The following is a 15,077-nucleotide window of genomic DNA, read 5'->3' as shown; positions in this document are numbered from 1 at the left end:
TACCTCGAGGATAGTTCAGCGGGCAGCGGTATCGACACCCGAATCGAGGTCGACTACCGCGGAGTCCAGATCAGGGCGACTCGGCCGTGGTCCTCCAGTGCGTCTTCTAGGTAAGGAGGTCTGCGTGGTCGGTGCTGCGGAGGAAGTCGATGACGGCATCGCGGCTTTTCTCGAGGCACACGATTCGGTTCTCCACCACCCGCAACTCACGCGCGAGCTCCTCTGCAGCCGCGCGACCACCCATCGTCGAATACTGTTTCGGCTCAGGAGTTTCGATGTCGAGGACGATCTTGATCATGCGCGTGGAAAGACCCGCCTCGACGAGCGCGCGCACGTGGCGTGCGTGCTCGATCTGCTCGTCGGAGTAATCGCGGTACCCGTTTGCCGACCGTGCAGCGTCGATGAGTCCCTGCTGCTCGTAGTACCGCAGCATCCGTGCCGGCGCTCCGATCGCATCCGCTGCCTCACTGATTTTCATGCCGGGGTCCTTCCGTCGGTGGCCACCGATTTGACCTTGACAGTGATGTCAACGTTTATGGTCGCAGACGTGTTCGGCACCCGATCCTCGGGGGAGCCGAAGAAAGGAACACATGACCAACGACTGGAATGGCCCGTCACGGAAGATCCTCGTCATCGGAGCCGGTGAACTCGGCATGCCCGTGCTACGCAACGTCGTCCGTCGAGCCGCTGGCGTCGCGGAATCTGTCGTCGATGTCTTGCTCCGTGGGACCACCATCGACTCCACCGTCCCGGCCAAGCAGCACGACGTCGCGGAGATCCGCGAACTCGGGATAGGCATCGTTCGTGGTGACCTGGTCGAGAACACCGTCGATGACCTCGCTGCGGTCTTCGCCGACTACGACACCGTCATCGGCTGCACCGGGATCACCGCAGGATTGGACACTCCGATGAAAGTCGCGCAGGCGGCATTGCAAGCGAAGCTTCCGCGATACTTCCCGTGGCAGTTCGGTGTCGACTTCGACGTCATCGGCCGGGGTAGCCCCCAGGACATCTTCGACTCCCAGCTCGACGTGCGGGATCTCCTCCGTTCACAGCACGACACCGAGTGGGTCATCATCTCCACCGGCATGTTCATGAACTACCTTTTCGACGCCGGCTCCGGGATGGTCGACCTCCCGAACGACACCGTCAATGCCCTCGGGACCGTCGACACTGCAGTGACCGTGACCACGCCGGAGGACATCGGCGCGCTCACCGCGGAGATCCTCTTCGCCGAGCCGCGCATCCGTGACGAGATCGTCTTCGTCGCCGGGGACACGATCACCTATGGCCAACTCGCCGAGACCCTCGAAACAGTCCTCGGTCGTCCGTTCGCGCTCCGGGTGTGGTCGGAACCGCTCCTGATGGCAGAACTCGGTGCAGACCCGGACAACATGACCCGGAAGTATCGTGCCGTCTTCGCGCAGGGACGCGGTGTCGCATGGGACAAGGCCGACACGTTCAATGCCCGGCACGGGATCCCGACCACAACGCTCCGCGAGTGGGTCGCACAGAACCTCGCCGAACGCACCACCCCTGTTGTCAATCGTTGATGGACGCGCCGATCCACTTCTCGAGGTTCGGTCGCCACTCACTGACTTACGGATATCTGGCGGTCGGCACATATGTGTAATACGGTGGACTCACCAGCCCACCACCTCGAGGACGATCCATGAGCGTCGAAGCGAACACCCGGAAGATCGAGAAGAGCGTCGTCACCGATTTCAGTGACCGCATGAGCTACGGGTCCTACCTCGACCTCGATACGCTGCTCAGCGCTCAGAAACCGGTGAGCACCCCCGAGCATCACGACGAACTGCTGTTCATCATCCAGCACCAGACCACCGAGCTGTGGCTCAAGCTGGTTCTGCACGAGACGCTGGCCGCGCGTGCGGCATTGGATGCCGACGACATCGGCACAGCGCTGAAATGCGTGGCCCGGGTCAAGCACATCCAGAAGACGCTGACCGAGCAGTGGTCCGTCCTGGCCACACTCACCCCGACGGAGTACTCCCAGTTCCGCGACTTCCTCGGCAACTCCTCGGGTTTCCAGTCGTATCAGTACCGGGCCGTGGAGTTCGTGCTGGGCAACAAGAATGCGGGCATGCTGACGGTCTTCGAGTCCGATCCGGCTGCTCACGAACAGCTTTCGACGCTGCTGCACCAGCCGAGCCTGTACGACGCGTTCTGGCAGTCGTTGGCGCGGCAGGGGTACGACGTACCGGCGTCAGCGCTCGATCGCGACGTCACCGCGGCGTACACGTTCAACGAGGATCTGATGCCGCTGATCAAGTTCGTCTACGAGAACCACACCGAGCATTGGGCGGTGTACGAAGCCTTCGAGGAGCTCGTCGACTTGGAGGAGAACTTTCAGCTCTGGCGCTTCCGTCACATGCGCACGGTGCTGCGCACCATCGGAATGAAGAGCGGGACGGGAGGGTCGAGCGGCGTCGGGTTCTTGCAGAAAGCACTCGACCTCACCTTCTTCCCCGAATTGCTCGCTGTGAGAACGGACATCGGCCGATGATGGAACGTGCAGTCGAACTCGACGCCAATGACCCGCTCCGGAGCTACCGCGACAAGTTCCTCGGTAGTGACGACCCGTCGATCACCGCATATCTCGACGGCAACTCGCTGGGCCGGCCCACCAAAGCCAGCGTCGAACGGATCAACACCTTCATGACCGACGCCTGGGGTGGTCGCCTCATCCGCGGCTGGGACGAGCAGTGGTTCGACCTCCCCGTCACCATCGGCGACGCCCTGGCCGACGCCACCCTCGGGGCAGCGGCCGGGCAGACCACGATCGGCGATTCGACGACGGTACTGCTGTACAAGCTGGCGCGGGCGGCCATCGCCATGCGGCCCGGCCGCACCGAGATCGTCATCGACCGCGACAACTTCCCGACCGACCGCTATCTACTCGAAGGTATTGCGGCCGAGATGAATATGACTCTCCGATGGATCGAGACGGACCGCCGCGGAGGCATCGAACCGGAACAACTCGCCGAGGTGGTGGGGGAGAACACCGCCTTGGTGGTGATCACCCACGTCGCCTACCGGTCCGGCTTCCTCGTCGACGTGGCCGAGGCGACGCGCATCACGCACGAGGCCGGCGCTCTGATGCTGTTGGACGTGTGCCATTCCGTCGGGTCGGTTCCGCTCGAATTCGATTCGTGGGGAGTGGATCTGGCCGTCGGGTGTACCTACAAGTACCTCAACGGCGGTCCGGGTTCGCCGGCCTTCGCGTACGTGCGTAGTGACCTTCTGGCCGACTTCGTGCAGCCGATCTGGGGCTGGATGGGCCGGGCCGATCCGTTCGAGATGGCGCAGGGTTACGTTCCGGCGCAGGGTATTCGACGCGTCATCAGTGGCACGCCGTCGGTGTTCGGCATGATCGCGATGCAGGACACCATCGAGATGGTCGCCGAGGTGGGGATGGACGCGATCCGTGCGAAGTCCGTTGCGCTCACCGAATACGCCCTCGAGCTCGTGCGCGAGATGCTGGTACCGCTCGGGGTGGAGATCGCCTCACCCGAGGATTCGAATCGGCGCGGTGGTCACGTCACCATCGACCATCCGGAATTCAAGGCCATCACTGCTCGGCTGTGGGAGCAGGGTGTCATCCCGGATTACCGCGCACCACAGGGTATTCGGCTGGGGTTGAGCCCACTGAGTACCTCGTATCGCGAGGTGTATCTGGGTATCGTGGCGATTCGTGACGAACTCCGCGCCTAGCACTGCCGGGGCCATCCTCGACGACTTCGAGTCGCGTCCGGGTAGTGCGACGTCGTTGGTGCGCACGGTGCTCGGTGCCTACGTTCGCCCTCTCGGCGGGTGGTTTGCCATCGCCGATTTCGTCGTCTGGATGGACACGCTGGGAGTGCCACCGGAAAGCACGCGCATTGCGGTGACGAGGTTGAAGAAGAAGGGCGTCGTCGAATCAGCTAATCGAGAGGGCCGCACCGGCTATCGGATCACCGAGCAGGCCGACGCAATGTTCGCTCGGGGAGACGGACGCATCTTCGGCTTCCGGCGGATGGCCGACGGCGATCCATTTCGGTTGATCTCGTTCACCATTCCCGAGACGCAACGCGCGGCGCGGCACCAGCTGAGGCGTCGGCTCACGTCGATAGGTTGTGGGACCGTCTCACCAGGATTGTGGATCGCGCCCGAATATCTCGCGGCGGAGGCCATTGCCATCGTCGACGCGTTGGAGTTGTCGCAGTACGTCACGACGTTCGTCGCGTCCGAGGTCGCGCCTCCCGGCACGCTGCGCGAAAGTGCCGAGCAGTGGTGGGATCTGGCCGGCATCGCTGATCGGCATCGGGCATTTCTCGACGCTTTCGACGGCGGGTCGCCGGCGCGGAACCCGCGCGACGCGTTTGTCACATTCGTGCCGTTGCTCGACGAATGGCGCGTCATTCCCTACGTCGACCCGGGTCTTCCGCCGTGTATGACACCGGAGGACTGGCCGGGCACCCGGGCCGTCGCCACGTTCGAGACGGCCCGGGAGCGCTACTTCGATCTGAGTATGGAATGGGTCGCGTTCTAGCGATCCTGGTACGACGGCTCGCGCTTCTTGATGTACGAGATGACGCGGTAGGTGATGGGCATGACGATGACCTCGGCCAGCGTCTTCCACAGGAATCCGACGATGACGTAATTGACGAAGTCGGTCCACGTGGTGATGCCGATGACTCCGGCGGCGATGGAGCAGAAGATCAGCGTGTCGAAGAATTCGCCGACGATGGTCGAGCCGATCAGTCGCGCCCACAGGTGCTTTTCCTTGGTGCGTTCCTTGATCTTGACCAGGACGACGGAGTTGAGTAGTTGCCCGACGGTGTAGCCGGCGAGACCGGCGAGGACCAGTCGGGGGACAACGCCGACGACGCTCTCGAGGGCGGCCTGGTTCTCGTAGAACGAGGCGGCGGGGAGTTCGATGGCGATCCAGAAGCACACCGAGGTGAGCAGCAGGGAGCCGAAGCCGAGATAGATCGCGCGGCGCGTGGCTTTGAAGCCGTAGACCTCGCTGAGCACGTCGCCGAGGATGTAGGCGAGGGGGAACAGAAAGAATGCGCCGTCGGTATTGATCGGCAGAATTTGGAACGGTCCGAGCATGACGTCGGACGAGGCGAAGAAGGCGACACCTTTGCTGGCGGCCACATTCGAGATCAGCAGCGTCGCGACGAACAACGCGACGATGGTGGGGTAGTAGCCCCGGCTGATGTGAGCGAACGTGGCCTGCCCAGACTCGGTGCCGCCGTCAGGGGCGGTGTGTTGGGTAGTAGTCACCTGACAATCCAAGCACCGAGACGACGATGGGCGCGAATCCCGGGGTAGGGGATTCGCGCCCATCGAGGCGGATTACGGGTCAGGCGACGTTGCCACGCACCGTGACGCGGTAAGCGTAGGTACCGGCGATGATCGTGATCGGAATGGTCACCAGCAGACCGAGGCCGAGGGGGATCGCACCGACGATGTTGAGGCCTACCAGGGCGAGAGCGAGCACGAAGAGTGTTCCACCGTTCGACGCAATGGCCTGCGCGCTGGCCTTGATAGCCGGGATGGGTTCGTCGCCGCGGTCGATGACGAACTGAAAGGTCCACCACGTGAAGAACGTGATGACGATGCCGGGGATGATCAGCAGGACGAAGCCGATGCTCGTTGCAATGCCGACGAGGATGCCGGCGATGATGACGGCGGCGACGTTGCCGAATTGGAAGAAGGACCCGAACGCGGGCTTGATCCCGTCCACCTCGTGCAGAGCGCCGCGGACGAGCGCCGCCTGGATGAGGAGTGCGACGACACCGACGATGATGCTGAAGACCAGGCTGAGGACGATGCTGTCGGAGCTCAGAACGAAGTTCAGGACGCCCTGGATGATCGCGGCGATCAGGACGATGCCGATCCAGACGAGGGCGTTCTGCTTGAACTTCTCGAACGCGTAGCCGATGGCCGTTCCCACGGATAGCTGCGTCGGCATCGGTGAGTTACCGAACGACGGAGGCGGCGGGTAGTTGCCCTGTGGGGGAGGTGGGTAGTTGCCGGGTGGTGGGTAGCCACCTTGCTGGGGATAGTCGCCGGGAGGAGGCGGGTAGTTCCCGGGCGGCGGGTAGTTGCCCTGCGCGGGTGGTGGGTAGTTACCGGGTGGTGGGTAGCCGCCGCCCTGCGGCGGGGGATAACCACCGGGGTTCTGTGGATCCTTGTCGGGGTCGTAGCCGCCTGAGGTCATGGTGTCCTTCTCCCTCGGGATGAGTTGTCGCAGTCACTGTACGTCCGATTCGTCCCCGAGTCGGGTCCTGTCGCGTTGCGACGTGATCTCGATCGGTTCGTGGTCAGACGATCGAGGGGTCGAACACCCACGGTTCGCGCGGCACCAGCCTCGGCTTCCACTGTTCGAGCAGTTCCTCGGCGTTCTTCACGTCCGGCATGCCGAGGGAGCCGGTGATGAGCGCCCACGCATCGGGCCGTTCGCGCAACGTGACGGCACCGTCGCGCTTGGCAAGGCGCTTGCCCTCGACGTTCAGAGCGAGGGGCACGTGGACGTACGTCGCGGGGGTCAGGCCCAAGAGTTGAGCGAGGTAGCCCTGCCGCGGCGCGGACGTGAGCAGGTCGTCGCCGCGCACGATCTGGTCGACGCCTTGCGCGCCATCATCGACGACGACGGCGAGGTTGTAGGCGGGGACGCCGTCGGAGCGACGCAGGACGAAGTCGTCGACCTGGCCTCGGAATAGGCCGCGCAGCTGATCGACGATGGTGAATTCGGTTGTCTGCGAACGCAATCGAATGGCCGGTGGGCGGTCCTTCGCTGCTCTCTGGTCTGCGGTGAGATCGCGGCAGGTTCCGGGATATGCGCCGTCGGGTGCGTGCGGCGCCGACGCGGCCTGCAGGATTTCCCGACGCGTGCAGAAGCATTCGTACGTCAGCCCGGCGGCGGTGAGCGTGCGAATCGTGGCGTCGTAGATATCCCGACGCTCGGATTGCCGCATGATCGGACCGTCCCAGTCGAGTCCAATGGCGGCGAGGTCTTCGAGTTGACGTTGTTCGGAGCCGGGTTTGGCGCGGTCGAGGTCTTCCACGCGCATCACGAAACGTCGGTCGGTGGAGCGGGCGAAGAGCCAGGCCAGTAACGCGGTTCTTAGGTTCCCGAGATGCAAGTCGCCGGAGGGACTGGGAGCGAAGCGTCCGGCGGGCATGGGGACATCGTAGTTTCAGATTCGTTGGGCATTGGCGTGGCGGGCACGGCTTGACTTGCGGTGTCAGGTCCGCCGAGAGCTCTTATCCGTGTGAGCGGACGAGCAGGGCTGTAGCCGATGCGAATTCCAACTGCAGTCCCCTGACACGATAGTCGAAATAGGCTGGCACGGTCAGCTGTACCCAACGCCTGGGTCATCGAACGTTCCGCAGGATTCCTTCTGGTCAAAGTTCTGCACAACCGCCGTCAAACTTCTGTACGTACTTCGTCAAGGGCGTGTCGGTAGGTGCCCCAAATCGCCAAGACCCAGTCGCGGCTGCCCGCAGTGCCGACAGTTTGCTGACTTAATAGGATCGTGCTCAACGGCGTCGTCGGTCAGCGGATGGTACGCAATCCAGTGGTCAGCCCCCGCAAGTTCGTCTGTGAGACCCCCGACTGACATGAGCCAGTCATCGACGGCACGAGCTGCGGCCACGGCGTTTAGAGAAATCACGCTGGGGGCATGGACGTTGTCATCGTCGACGTAACGCTGTCTGTTTCTCTGCACCTCGCTGGTCGCTTCCTCTGTAAGGCGCCATGCCGGAATCAAGCCGTTGCACTGAAGGCATCCGCTCCCGGGACTGCTCATCCTCGAGACGGAGAAGATATCGGCTACGCGACCTTCTACGATTGTCACCTTGGCTCCTACCTGCGTGTGGGGAACAAAGTACTGATGAGTGATCGAGTTAACTAGCCTGCGCGCTAGTGCTGAGTCAGCCGCGAGGAAGATGTGATCACAGTCAGTCAGCAGCGAGGCGACGTCAGCGTCGATCACCGATCGGGCGATCGCGGTTACTCGTACGGTCTTCGAGGATTGACGGGCGACTCTCTTGGCAATGTTCACCTTGCGCCTCGCGAGGCGAGCACCGAGTCGTTGCATCCACCGAGGTCGTGTTTTCCGTTGAAGACTCGGCAAGCAGTCGATTTGGCGGGCGCCGACAACCCTGGGCAGGTTCGTCGGGTCGAGCCGGTCCGGGTCAATTAAGATCAGTTCGCCGACCCCGAGCCGTCCGAGGTACTCAGCAATCAACGAACCGCCTCCACCGAGGCCTACGACAGCAACTTTGCAGTCAGCCAGGATTGCCTGACCACGGTCGCCGAAAATCCGGGCTTGACGGTCGTACGTCGTGTCCGCTGCTGCGTGTGGAACGGGTGCTGGGGTTATTATCAGCTGAGGCCGTCCGACGACGCGTAAGTGCTTGACTGAGTGCCGCTTTCCGTCATCAGTCCAAATGTCGCCGGCCACAGCGTTTCTGGCGAACACCAGAGCGCCAACTGGGACACCATCGTTGATGTCCAGCAGGGCTGGATATCCGCGTACGTGGGAGCCAAGGTCCGTTTCAGAGAAGCTGACGTGGTCCCGTCCACCGTGATTGTGCACCGCAAGGTAGGCGAACCCGCCATCGGCGCACACATCGATGTTGCTGGCAACGAAGGACGCGGTGAGCTTTCTGTAGCCGCGGCTGCCTTCGACGTAGTCGACTCCGTCCACTGCCGGTACTACCTCGTGTACGAGAAGTCTTGTGCCACGGGGTGAGCGGGCAATACCGCACCGCAGAACGGCACCGTGCTCGTCACCGTCGCCAGGGAACAGGTGCCCATTGAGTAGCTGCCACTGTTCCCCGGTCATCACGACTGACCAGGTTTCGCTCACTGTTCGCTCAGCCATTTCAGTACTTTCAACACTTTCGTTGCCGCCGTGTCGATCTGCGGATCCAGCCTGCTACTGCGGCGAGATAGTTGGGTGCCTGGTTCTCCCCGTGGTCCCCAGGTCACCGACTGAATGCCCTCGCCGTGGCCTTGACCGTCCTTGCGGCGTAGATCGTGACGCACAAAGAGCGGATAGACGTCCGCTTCCGGATACGGGAAGGTGATCTGGAATGCGATCCAAGATGTGGCTTGCTCGTAGGCTGATCCCACGGAGACAGTGTCTACGGTGACCCACGCGCCACCCGTTCCGTCGACCTCGTAGGTGACGGCGGCTTCTGGGAAGGTCTGTCGGAGTTGCTCGATCGCCTCCGCGATGGGTTCAGTAGTCGTTGTGGTCATGAGTTGTCGTCCCCATCGTTGGCGCGGAATTCGTCGTCATTGCGGACACGTATGAGTTCGTCGTCGCCGACGGGTTTGAACTTCTGCCCATCTTTGCGGGATAGGAGGAAGTCTGCCTGGATGGGAACCCCTTGTCGGATCGCAGCGTCCTTGATCGACGTGCCGGTGTGTTGGATACCGTCAAGGGTCACGGAGCGACGGTTGACGGTCACACGGATCTGTGTCGGCGGCAGGGGTTTGGTAAAAAATCGGTCGCCGTTGACGATGGTGACGAGCTCGCCGACGTCGATAGGATCATCGAGATCGTCCGGGATGTCTTTCCAAATTCCGTAGTCACGGGAGACCGCGGGACTAGGAACGTTGCGCAGCTGAGTTTCGGTGAGCGCAGCTGTGCGTACCACGTATGGGTTCTTGTCGATGTAGATAGTACGGGGTCGGTCGGTGAAGAACCGGGCGTTGTGTTCTATGGCGACGGTGTCCGACGGCGCGACCAGGTAGTCCTGCGCGTCCGGGACGTCGAGCCACATGGTCTCGGGGGTTGGCGTCACGAGCGTGCGCAGCTCGGTGCCGCTGAGACTTCGCTGATTGACGGTGAGCGGCTCGCCGTCGATGTAGATCTGAGTGTTGTCTTTCTGTGTTGTGCTGTTGTGCATGGGGTCTTCTCCTCGTGTGTTGGCCGATCTGTTGGATCGGCTTCACCAAGGTCTGACGTCACATCGCGAAGATTGTCCGGTAGCCGGTTTCGTCAATCAGGCGCACTCGCGGCAGATCGCATTTCCGCCGTCGAACTGGGAGGGGTGCTTCTGCAAAAAGCACTCCGGACACAACCGATCGCGTGCAGTCCGAGCAGCGTCGCACCCGCAATGGCCGCTTTCGCATCGCGGGTCGCCACACGTTCGACAGCGGTCATTAATAGTGAAGGCGCGATCGCACGTTTCGCAGGTCCACCACTTTCCACCTGCTCTAAAGGCTGTGTCGGGGCGAGGGAGCGCTAGGGGGATCCAGGCAGCGTTGTCCGACACGAGGATGGCGACCAAGTAGTCGTTGTCGAACCACCTCGCTTGTCCGTACAGCGAGTCACTTGTGTTGCCGTTTCGGTAGACAATGTGGGTTTCGTTGCGGGTAGCACCGCCTTCCGTATTTCTGAGTGCAGCAGCGATCAAGTCCGTACCGGACTGATCGGACCCCTTCGCCGGCGGCACGAGGCTCCGAGGCGCAGCAAACCGGACCAAGCCCTCTCGGTCCATAAGCACAACGACTCCAGCCCCCCGGAGCTGCCTAGCCGCCCATACACAACACGCTTCTCGTGACGCTGACGAGAAATTCGTAAATAGATCCACTACGTCTTGAGCAACTGGTCCTCGAGGATCGATCCGCGGCAAGAGGTTCTCATCCGGAAGGAGCACCTGGGCTGCGAACGCGTCGCAGGCTTCCTCTTCGAAGCGTTCTGTATCGCTGTAGCGAAAAACCGTGCTTCCCAAATTAGGATCTGTCTGTTGAAGGTGGTGGCCGAGTTCGTGAAGCGCCGTGAAATTCCTTCGCCGGTAGGACAGCGACTTCGTCACCACCAACGTCGGCGGATCGGACTTGTAACTTCCTGCGACAGAACATCCATCTGCCCCAGTCGTTTCGTCGATCGACTCCACAGCCAGTCCACTCCACCGGTGCAATTCTGCAACCGCGTCGGATTGGAGTCGTTCCAATGCTCCAGGAAGCGTTCTTTCAACTACGGCCATCATTGCTCGGGCCTGTAGTTGAGCTTCGTAGATGTACATCCCCTGCATTGTGGCTACACTTTCTTCCTCGCGGTCCGATATTGAGCGATTCGGGCGGGCCAGTCTGGCTGTTGGACACCGGTTTGTCGGGCAGCCAATGCAAATACTTCATAACTTGTTTGCAACCGCACGGAGAATTCATCAGTTTGTTCCTGCTGAGCTTGTTCTTTCCAGTATGTTCGCCACTTTGGATGGTCAACTTCGATAACGAGCTCGACAGGCAACGGTTGCACTGTTTCCTCAACCAGCTCTCGGTCTACCCCGGTGGCGTCACTTACCGCGTCTACTATCTCCGGAGTCATCGGCCTTTTACCGCGCATTAGTTTCATTACCTCAGGCTGACCTAAACCTAGGGGCTCCAAAGCAGTCATCAGGGCCATCAAGTTTGCATTTTTTCCTAAGACGCTTGCCAACGTCCGAGTTGCTTGCCCTCTTCCTGTCTCGACAGGCAAGGCTGCTGTTGAGTGCAATGTCTCCAGGTCGTCCTCGATTTCGGCCATCACCGACAGTGATCGATCAAATTCCGTCTCGACCGGATTGCCCCGCCTAATTCCGAGTGGAGGCTGTGTTAGTACGGATGCCGTGGGTAATAGCGCGTTTAAGACGTCGGCCGTCCACTCGTCGATAATCTCGTCGAGCACGCGAAGAGGAACCACACTTTGCAGGTCTATCAACAAAGTCGCCTCAACTCCGAACGCAGTGTGGGAAGGGCCGATTATCAGACTGCGGTCGTTGGCGATGTTCGGCTCGACCGTCAATGGAATCACGCCGACGTCGGGTTCGTGAACTGGACGCGTGATCAAAACCAGCAGGCTGACGTCGTCCCAAGCCGCGCGCCACACTTGACCAGGTGCGATCTTCAGATCGCGGGTGTCACCGAACCTCTCCTTTCGACCGCGATCCGTAAGAGCCCGCGGTACTCGCGCTTGCTCTGCGAGCTCGCTCAGACGAATAGGCGCTTCTGGATCGGCCACGATTCACCTCCTGTCGACTCGATGCTTGCTGTACCCCGGCATAGTTCTCTGACGTCCCACCGCGGGGACGATCCGAACATGTCTAGTGAGCCGCGGGGCCTCCGCATAACCAGATCACCTCCAAGGCGACTTGGCGGGCTTCAGGTCCAGTCCCTGCCAAGTTCGCAATCTTCGCCTTGCAACGAGACGCGAGTTGCGACGCTTGACTGCGGCCAAGGCCGAGGCGTTTCTGGACTTCAGCAGGATTGTCTACAACGGGAAGGATCGACCGCTCATCGTCTGAGAGCGTCGAAAAGATCGCCCAGGCAGCACTGGCCGCGTCAACTTCCGAATCCGTCGCGATGACGAGTTCTTCTGGTGACAACCCCTCTGAGCGGAATTCTTCGCTGTCCGCGTCGGAGATCGGCCGTTCGACTGGATCGAGGGCGGCGGCGAATCTGCGTGCAAGAACGTGGACAATTTGTGCGGTTTCGAGGCTGCCGTCAGCAGTCATCAAGATGGCACGAAGGATGCTGACTATCGACGCCCGGTCTGCGATAGGTGGGCGACGGGTGCCGCTCGACCACTTCGGGACCCTCACGTCGGAGACGTTCCACGCAGCAGCGACCAGGACCGCTGGGTCGCCACCCCACGGAGCGTTCCCTGCTAAACCGACCAACCGCCAACGACCAGCCCCTTCCTCACCCGCAGGTATCGTCTCAAAATCGTCCTCCTCCTTCAGAACCTTCTCAAGTGAGCGGCGTATGGCTCCGATAGCTGTCGCTCGAACTTGGTCGATCAGCCAATTCCGTATGGACCGGCGCAGTAAACGGTCAAATGAATCTTGATCCGTCGCTTGGGTCATCAACATGACTGTCAGCGGTTTGACTCTGTCAACCAGGAAATCCTGGACCACGTCATCTAACTCCCGCTGTCCAAAAGCAGGAAACCTGTGGAGCTCCCCGCGAATCAAGCCCGTGATGATCGCGAGACCCTGCGCACCGAGAAACCCGCCATCGTGCAACTCCTCGAACGCAGAGATTGAGCACCTCCTGGCAGCAGCTCGGCCTGGCACCTGATCGTAGCGAAGCGCTCAACCTCATGACCTGTTAATGAGATTTGCAGCTACTGGGCCAGGCCTTTCCCCATCAGACCGCCATGACGTCTTGACGGCGCGGAGACTGTAGTTCTCGTGGGCATTGGAAGACCCATAGCGTCGGATCCCAGAGCAAGGGGACTGCGAACCGTCTCATCCTCAACCTCAACCCGTGACAAACCTCGCCCCACCCGGAATCTGCAATCCCACGGCGTCCCCGACCCGCACAGCAGATCCCGCCGCCAGCTCCACCTTCAGCACTGTCGATCCCACCGTCACATCGGCGATGCTGCGAAATCCGGTAGGCCTCGAGGCAGAAACAGCCCCACGAATCCCGTTGTCATTCAATGTGATCAACTCATGTCGAAGCAGTAGCACGGCACGCCCAGCCGGCAAAGAAACTCCTTCGACCTCCAGCTCCCCGAGCTCGGAGCGATGCACCCCAACCCCGTCCCACTGCCCCTCGATTTCGTTCATCCCACCCATCAGTCGCGACACTGCGAGCGTGCTCGGACGCGTGTAGGCCGTCGCGATATCGGAGTGATGCTCCAGTCGGCCGTCGATGAGTACTGCGACCGAATCGGCCAGCACCGCCGCTTCTTGTTGATCGTGGGTGACGAGCAGCAGGGTCTGATCCAACGTCGAACGCAATTCGCGCACCAGGTCGTGCATCTCGGTGCGCAACACCGGGTCCAGCGCACTGAAGGGCTCGTCCAGCAACAACACTCGCGGTGAACCGGCGAGTGAGCGCGCCAACGCCACCCGCTGGGCCTGTCCACCCGACACCTCGGACACCGCTCGGCCCCCGATGTCGCCGAGATGCACCAGTTCGAGGTACTCCCGGGCACGTTCGCGCGACCTCTTGCGACTCTCCCCAGCAGCGCGGTACGCGAAGCCGATGTTGTCGAGAACCGACATGTGCGGGAACAACATCGGACGTTGAAACACCATCCCGACGCCGCGGTTCTCGGCCGTAACACCGTTCACCTCGTGGCCGTCGATCTGCACCGTGCCGGTGGTGGGTGAATCCAATCCCGCGATGAGCCGCAGCGCCGTACTCTTGCCCGAGCCCGACGGCCCGAGAATCGCCGTGCAGGATCCCGGTGGCACGGTGAGATCCAACGAATCCAGAGCCGCAACCGATTGACCGGCATGTACTTTCGTGAGTCCGTGAACGGACAGTTCGACGCTCATCGTGCACTCCTACGACGCAACCGGGCCAGCATGAGCACCAGCAACAGCGGCGGCACCACAGCGGCGACCGACAATGCAGCCACCACCGAATCGTTACCGGTGCCTGCGGCGAAGGAGGCGACGAGAATGGGCACGGTGACCAGTCTGCCGCCACCGATCAACAACGTGATCACGTAGTCGCTCCACGCGACGAGGAACGCGAGCAACGCCGCACCCGCCAACGCCGGAGCCAACAGCGGAATGCGAATACGCCGTAGCACCATGGCATTCGACGCACCGAGAGTGCGTGCCTCCTCCTCGTAGCCGATGTCGTACGCGCCGAACGCCACTCGCATCAGGTACGTCGTGTACGGAATCGCCGCGACCGTCAGCAACGCAATCACCGCCACCGTGCTCGGAATGCGCGAGCGCAGCACCAGAACATCGAGTCCCAACGCCACAGCAAACGGGGGCAGGGTCAGCGGAGCGAAGAGAACCCCGGCCACGAAAGCGGGGAAACGCACGGAACCGTTCACCAGTGCGCGAGCGGCCAACGCGCCCAATGGTGTTGCGATGGCGGCGACGGCGAGAGCGAGGAGGGTAGACCGCACGAACGCATCGACACCACCGGCGTCGAGGGCGCTGCGGACGCCGTCGAATCCCCATTCCTGGGGAACCGATCCGGGAAACGACCAGCGATTGCTGATGGCCCACAAGACAACCGGAATCAGCGGCAACAGGAACCACAGGACCAGAACGGACCTGCCGACAGCGGGAAGAATCCTGTTCACTTCCAC

16 protein-coding genes are annotated in these 15,077 nt (G+C 61.7%); 4 read left to right on the top strand and 12 right to left on the bottom strand.

Annotated features, from left to right (window positions below):
* Nucleotides 1–106 precede the first annotated feature (106 nt).
* The gene (locus CH278_RS24315) at nucleotides 107–478 is read right to left on the bottom strand and encodes a MerR family transcriptional regulator (protein ID WP_032367789.1); all 372 of its coding nucleotides are present in this window, start codon (nucleotides 476–478) and stop codon (nucleotides 107–109) included.
* Between the two features lie 112 nt (nucleotides 479–590).
* Here CH278_RS24315 and CH278_RS24310 point away from each other — a divergent pair, with 112 nt between their 5' ends.
* The 4 genes from CH278_RS24310 (at nucleotide 591) to CH278_RS24295 (ending at nucleotide 4,552) form a co-directional block, all read left to right on the top strand.
* The gene (locus CH278_RS24310) at nucleotides 591–1,553 is read left to right on the top strand and encodes an aromatic alcohol reductase (RefSeq protein ID WP_094623061.1); all 963 of its coding nucleotides are present in this window, start codon (nucleotides 591–593) and stop codon (nucleotides 1,551–1,553) included.
* Between the two features lie 119 nt (nucleotides 1,554–1,672).
* On the top strand, nucleotides 1,673–2,527 hold the full coding sequence (locus CH278_RS24305; RefSeq protein ID WP_094623060.1) for a tryptophan 2,3-dioxygenase: 855 nt from the start codon (nucleotides 1,673–1,675) through the stop codon (nucleotides 2,525–2,527).
* Complete coding sequence (locus tag CH278_RS24300) at nucleotides 2,527–3,735, top strand: kynureninase (RefSeq protein WP_094623059.1); 1,209 nt, start codon at nucleotides 2,527–2,529, stop codon at nucleotides 3,733–3,735. Before CH278_RS24305 ends, CH278_RS24300 begins: the two co-directional genes overlap by 1 nt.
* Complete coding sequence (locus CH278_RS24295) at nucleotides 3,716–4,552, top strand: PaaX family transcriptional regulator (protein WP_032392831.1); 837 nt, start codon at nucleotides 3,716–3,718, stop codon at nucleotides 4,550–4,552. The genes CH278_RS24300 and CH278_RS24295 overlap by 20 nt, the downstream gene beginning before the upstream one ends.
* Here CH278_RS24295 and CH278_RS24290 read toward each other — a convergent pair.
* From CH278_RS24290 to CH278_RS24240, 11 genes are all read right to left on the bottom strand, one after another.
* Nucleotides 4,549–5,292, bottom strand: a complete 744-nt coding sequence (locus CH278_RS24290; RefSeq protein WP_032368634.1) for a queuosine precursor transporter — start codon at nucleotides 5,290–5,292, stop codon at nucleotides 4,549–4,551. The two genes, CH278_RS24295 and CH278_RS24290, sit on opposite strands and share 4 nt — an antisense overlap.
* Before the next feature lie 79 nt (nucleotides 5,293–5,371).
* Nucleotides 5,372–6,232 (bottom strand): hypothetical protein, encoded by an 861-nt coding sequence (locus CH278_RS24285; protein ID WP_094623058.1) that lies wholly within the window; start codon nucleotides 6,230–6,232, stop codon nucleotides 5,372–5,374.
* Between the two features lie 103 nt (nucleotides 6,233–6,335).
* Nucleotides 6,336–7,196 (bottom strand): tRNA glutamyl-Q(34) synthetase GluQRS, encoded by an 861-nt coding sequence (gluQRS, locus tag CH278_RS24280; RefSeq protein ID WP_094623057.1) that lies wholly within the window; start codon nucleotides 7,194–7,196, stop codon nucleotides 6,336–6,338.
* A gap of 267 nt (nucleotides 7,197–7,463) precedes the next feature.
* A complete protein-coding gene (locus tag CH278_RS24275; protein WP_256991916.1) occupies nucleotides 7,464–8,726 on the bottom strand; it encodes a ThiF family adenylyltransferase in 1,263 nt (420 codons plus the stop codon).
* A 158-nt stretch (nucleotides 8,727–8,884) separates the two neighbouring features.
* Nucleotides 8,885–9,283: a hypothetical protein gene (locus tag CH278_RS24270; protein WP_094623055.1), complete on the bottom strand. Its 399-nt coding sequence runs from the start codon at nucleotides 9,281–9,283 to the stop codon at nucleotides 8,885–8,887.
* A complete protein-coding gene (locus CH278_RS24265; RefSeq protein ID WP_094623054.1) occupies nucleotides 9,280–9,936 on the bottom strand; it encodes a multiubiquitin domain-containing protein in 657 nt (218 codons plus the stop codon). Before CH278_RS24265 ends, CH278_RS24270 begins: the two co-directional genes overlap by 4 nt.
* Nucleotides 9,937–10,032: 96 nt before the next feature.
* On the bottom strand, nucleotides 10,033–11,019 hold the full coding sequence (locus CH278_RS28275) for an ImmA/IrrE family metallo-endopeptidase (protein WP_373557345.1): 987 nt from the start codon (nucleotides 11,017–11,019) through the stop codon (nucleotides 10,033–10,035).
* 53 nt (nucleotides 11,020–11,072) lie between these two features.
* Nucleotides 11,073–12,032 (bottom strand): hypothetical protein, encoded by a 960-nt coding sequence (locus CH278_RS24255; protein WP_094688654.1) that lies wholly within the window; start codon nucleotides 12,030–12,032, stop codon nucleotides 11,073–11,075.
* Between the two features lie 82 nt (nucleotides 12,033–12,114).
* On the bottom strand, nucleotides 12,115–12,984 hold the full coding sequence (locus CH278_RS24250) for a hypothetical protein (protein WP_143536302.1): 870 nt from the start codon (nucleotides 12,982–12,984) through the stop codon (nucleotides 12,115–12,117).
* Nucleotides 12,985–13,272: 288 nt separating this feature from the next.
* A complete protein-coding gene (locus CH278_RS24245) occupies nucleotides 13,273–14,301 on the bottom strand; it encodes an ABC transporter ATP-binding protein (protein WP_094623050.1) in 1,029 nt (342 codons plus the stop codon).
* Entirely contained in the window at nucleotides 14,298–15,071 is a 774-nt protein-coding gene (locus CH278_RS24240; protein ID WP_228139295.1) for an ABC transporter permease, read from the bottom strand. Before CH278_RS24240 ends, CH278_RS24245 begins: the two co-directional genes overlap by 4 nt.
* Nucleotides 15,072–15,077: the final 6 nt, after the last annotated feature.

The sequence above is a fragment of the Rhodococcus sp. 05-2254-5 genome (genome assembly GCF_002258575.1).
GTDB lineage: Bacteria > Actinomycetota > Actinomycetes > Mycobacteriales > Mycobacteriaceae > Rhodococcoides > Rhodococcoides fascians.
This window is presented reverse-complemented; position numbering and strand designations above follow the sequence as displayed.

What these genes read in the sequence shown, in the direction of transcription:
- CH278_RS24315 (WP_032367789.1), bottom strand. Translation starts at nt 478, where the DNA reads ATGAAAATCAGTGAGGCAGCGGATGCGATCGGAGCGCCGGCACGGATG.
- CH278_RS24310 (WP_094623061.1), top strand. Translation starts at nt 591, where the DNA reads ATGACCAACGACTGGAATGGCCCGTCACGGAAGATCCTCGTCATCGGA.
- CH278_RS24305 (WP_094623060.1), top strand. Translation starts at nt 1,673, where the DNA reads ATGAGCGTCGAAGCGAACACCCGGAAGATCGAGAAGAGCGTCGTCACC.
- CH278_RS24300 (WP_094623059.1), top strand. Translation starts at nt 2,527, where the DNA reads ATGGAACGTGCAGTCGAACTCGACGCCAATGACCCGCTCCGGAGCTAC.
- CH278_RS24285 (WP_094623058.1), bottom strand. Translation starts at nt 6,232, where the DNA reads ATGACCTCAGGCGGCTACGACCCCGACAAGGATCCACAGAACCCCGGT.
- gluQRS (WP_094623057.1), bottom strand. Translation starts at nt 7,196, where the DNA reads ATGCCCGCCGGACGCTTCGCTCCCAGTCCCTCCGGCGACTTGCATCTC.
- CH278_RS24270 (WP_094623055.1), bottom strand. Translation starts at nt 9,283, where the DNA reads ATGACCACAACGACTACTGAACCCATCGCGGAGGCGATCGAGCAACTC.
- CH278_RS24265 (WP_094623054.1), bottom strand. Translation starts at nt 9,936, where the DNA reads ATGCACAACAGCACAACACAGAAAGACAACACTCAGATCTACATCGAC.
- CH278_RS28275 (WP_373557345.1), bottom strand. Translation starts at nt 11,019, where the DNA reads ATGGCCGTAGTTGAAAGAACGCTTCCTGGAGCATTGGAACGACTCCAA.
- CH278_RS24245 (WP_094623050.1), bottom strand. Translation starts at nt 14,301, where the DNA reads ATGAGCGTCGAACTGTCCGTTCACGGACTCACGAAAGTACATGCCGGT.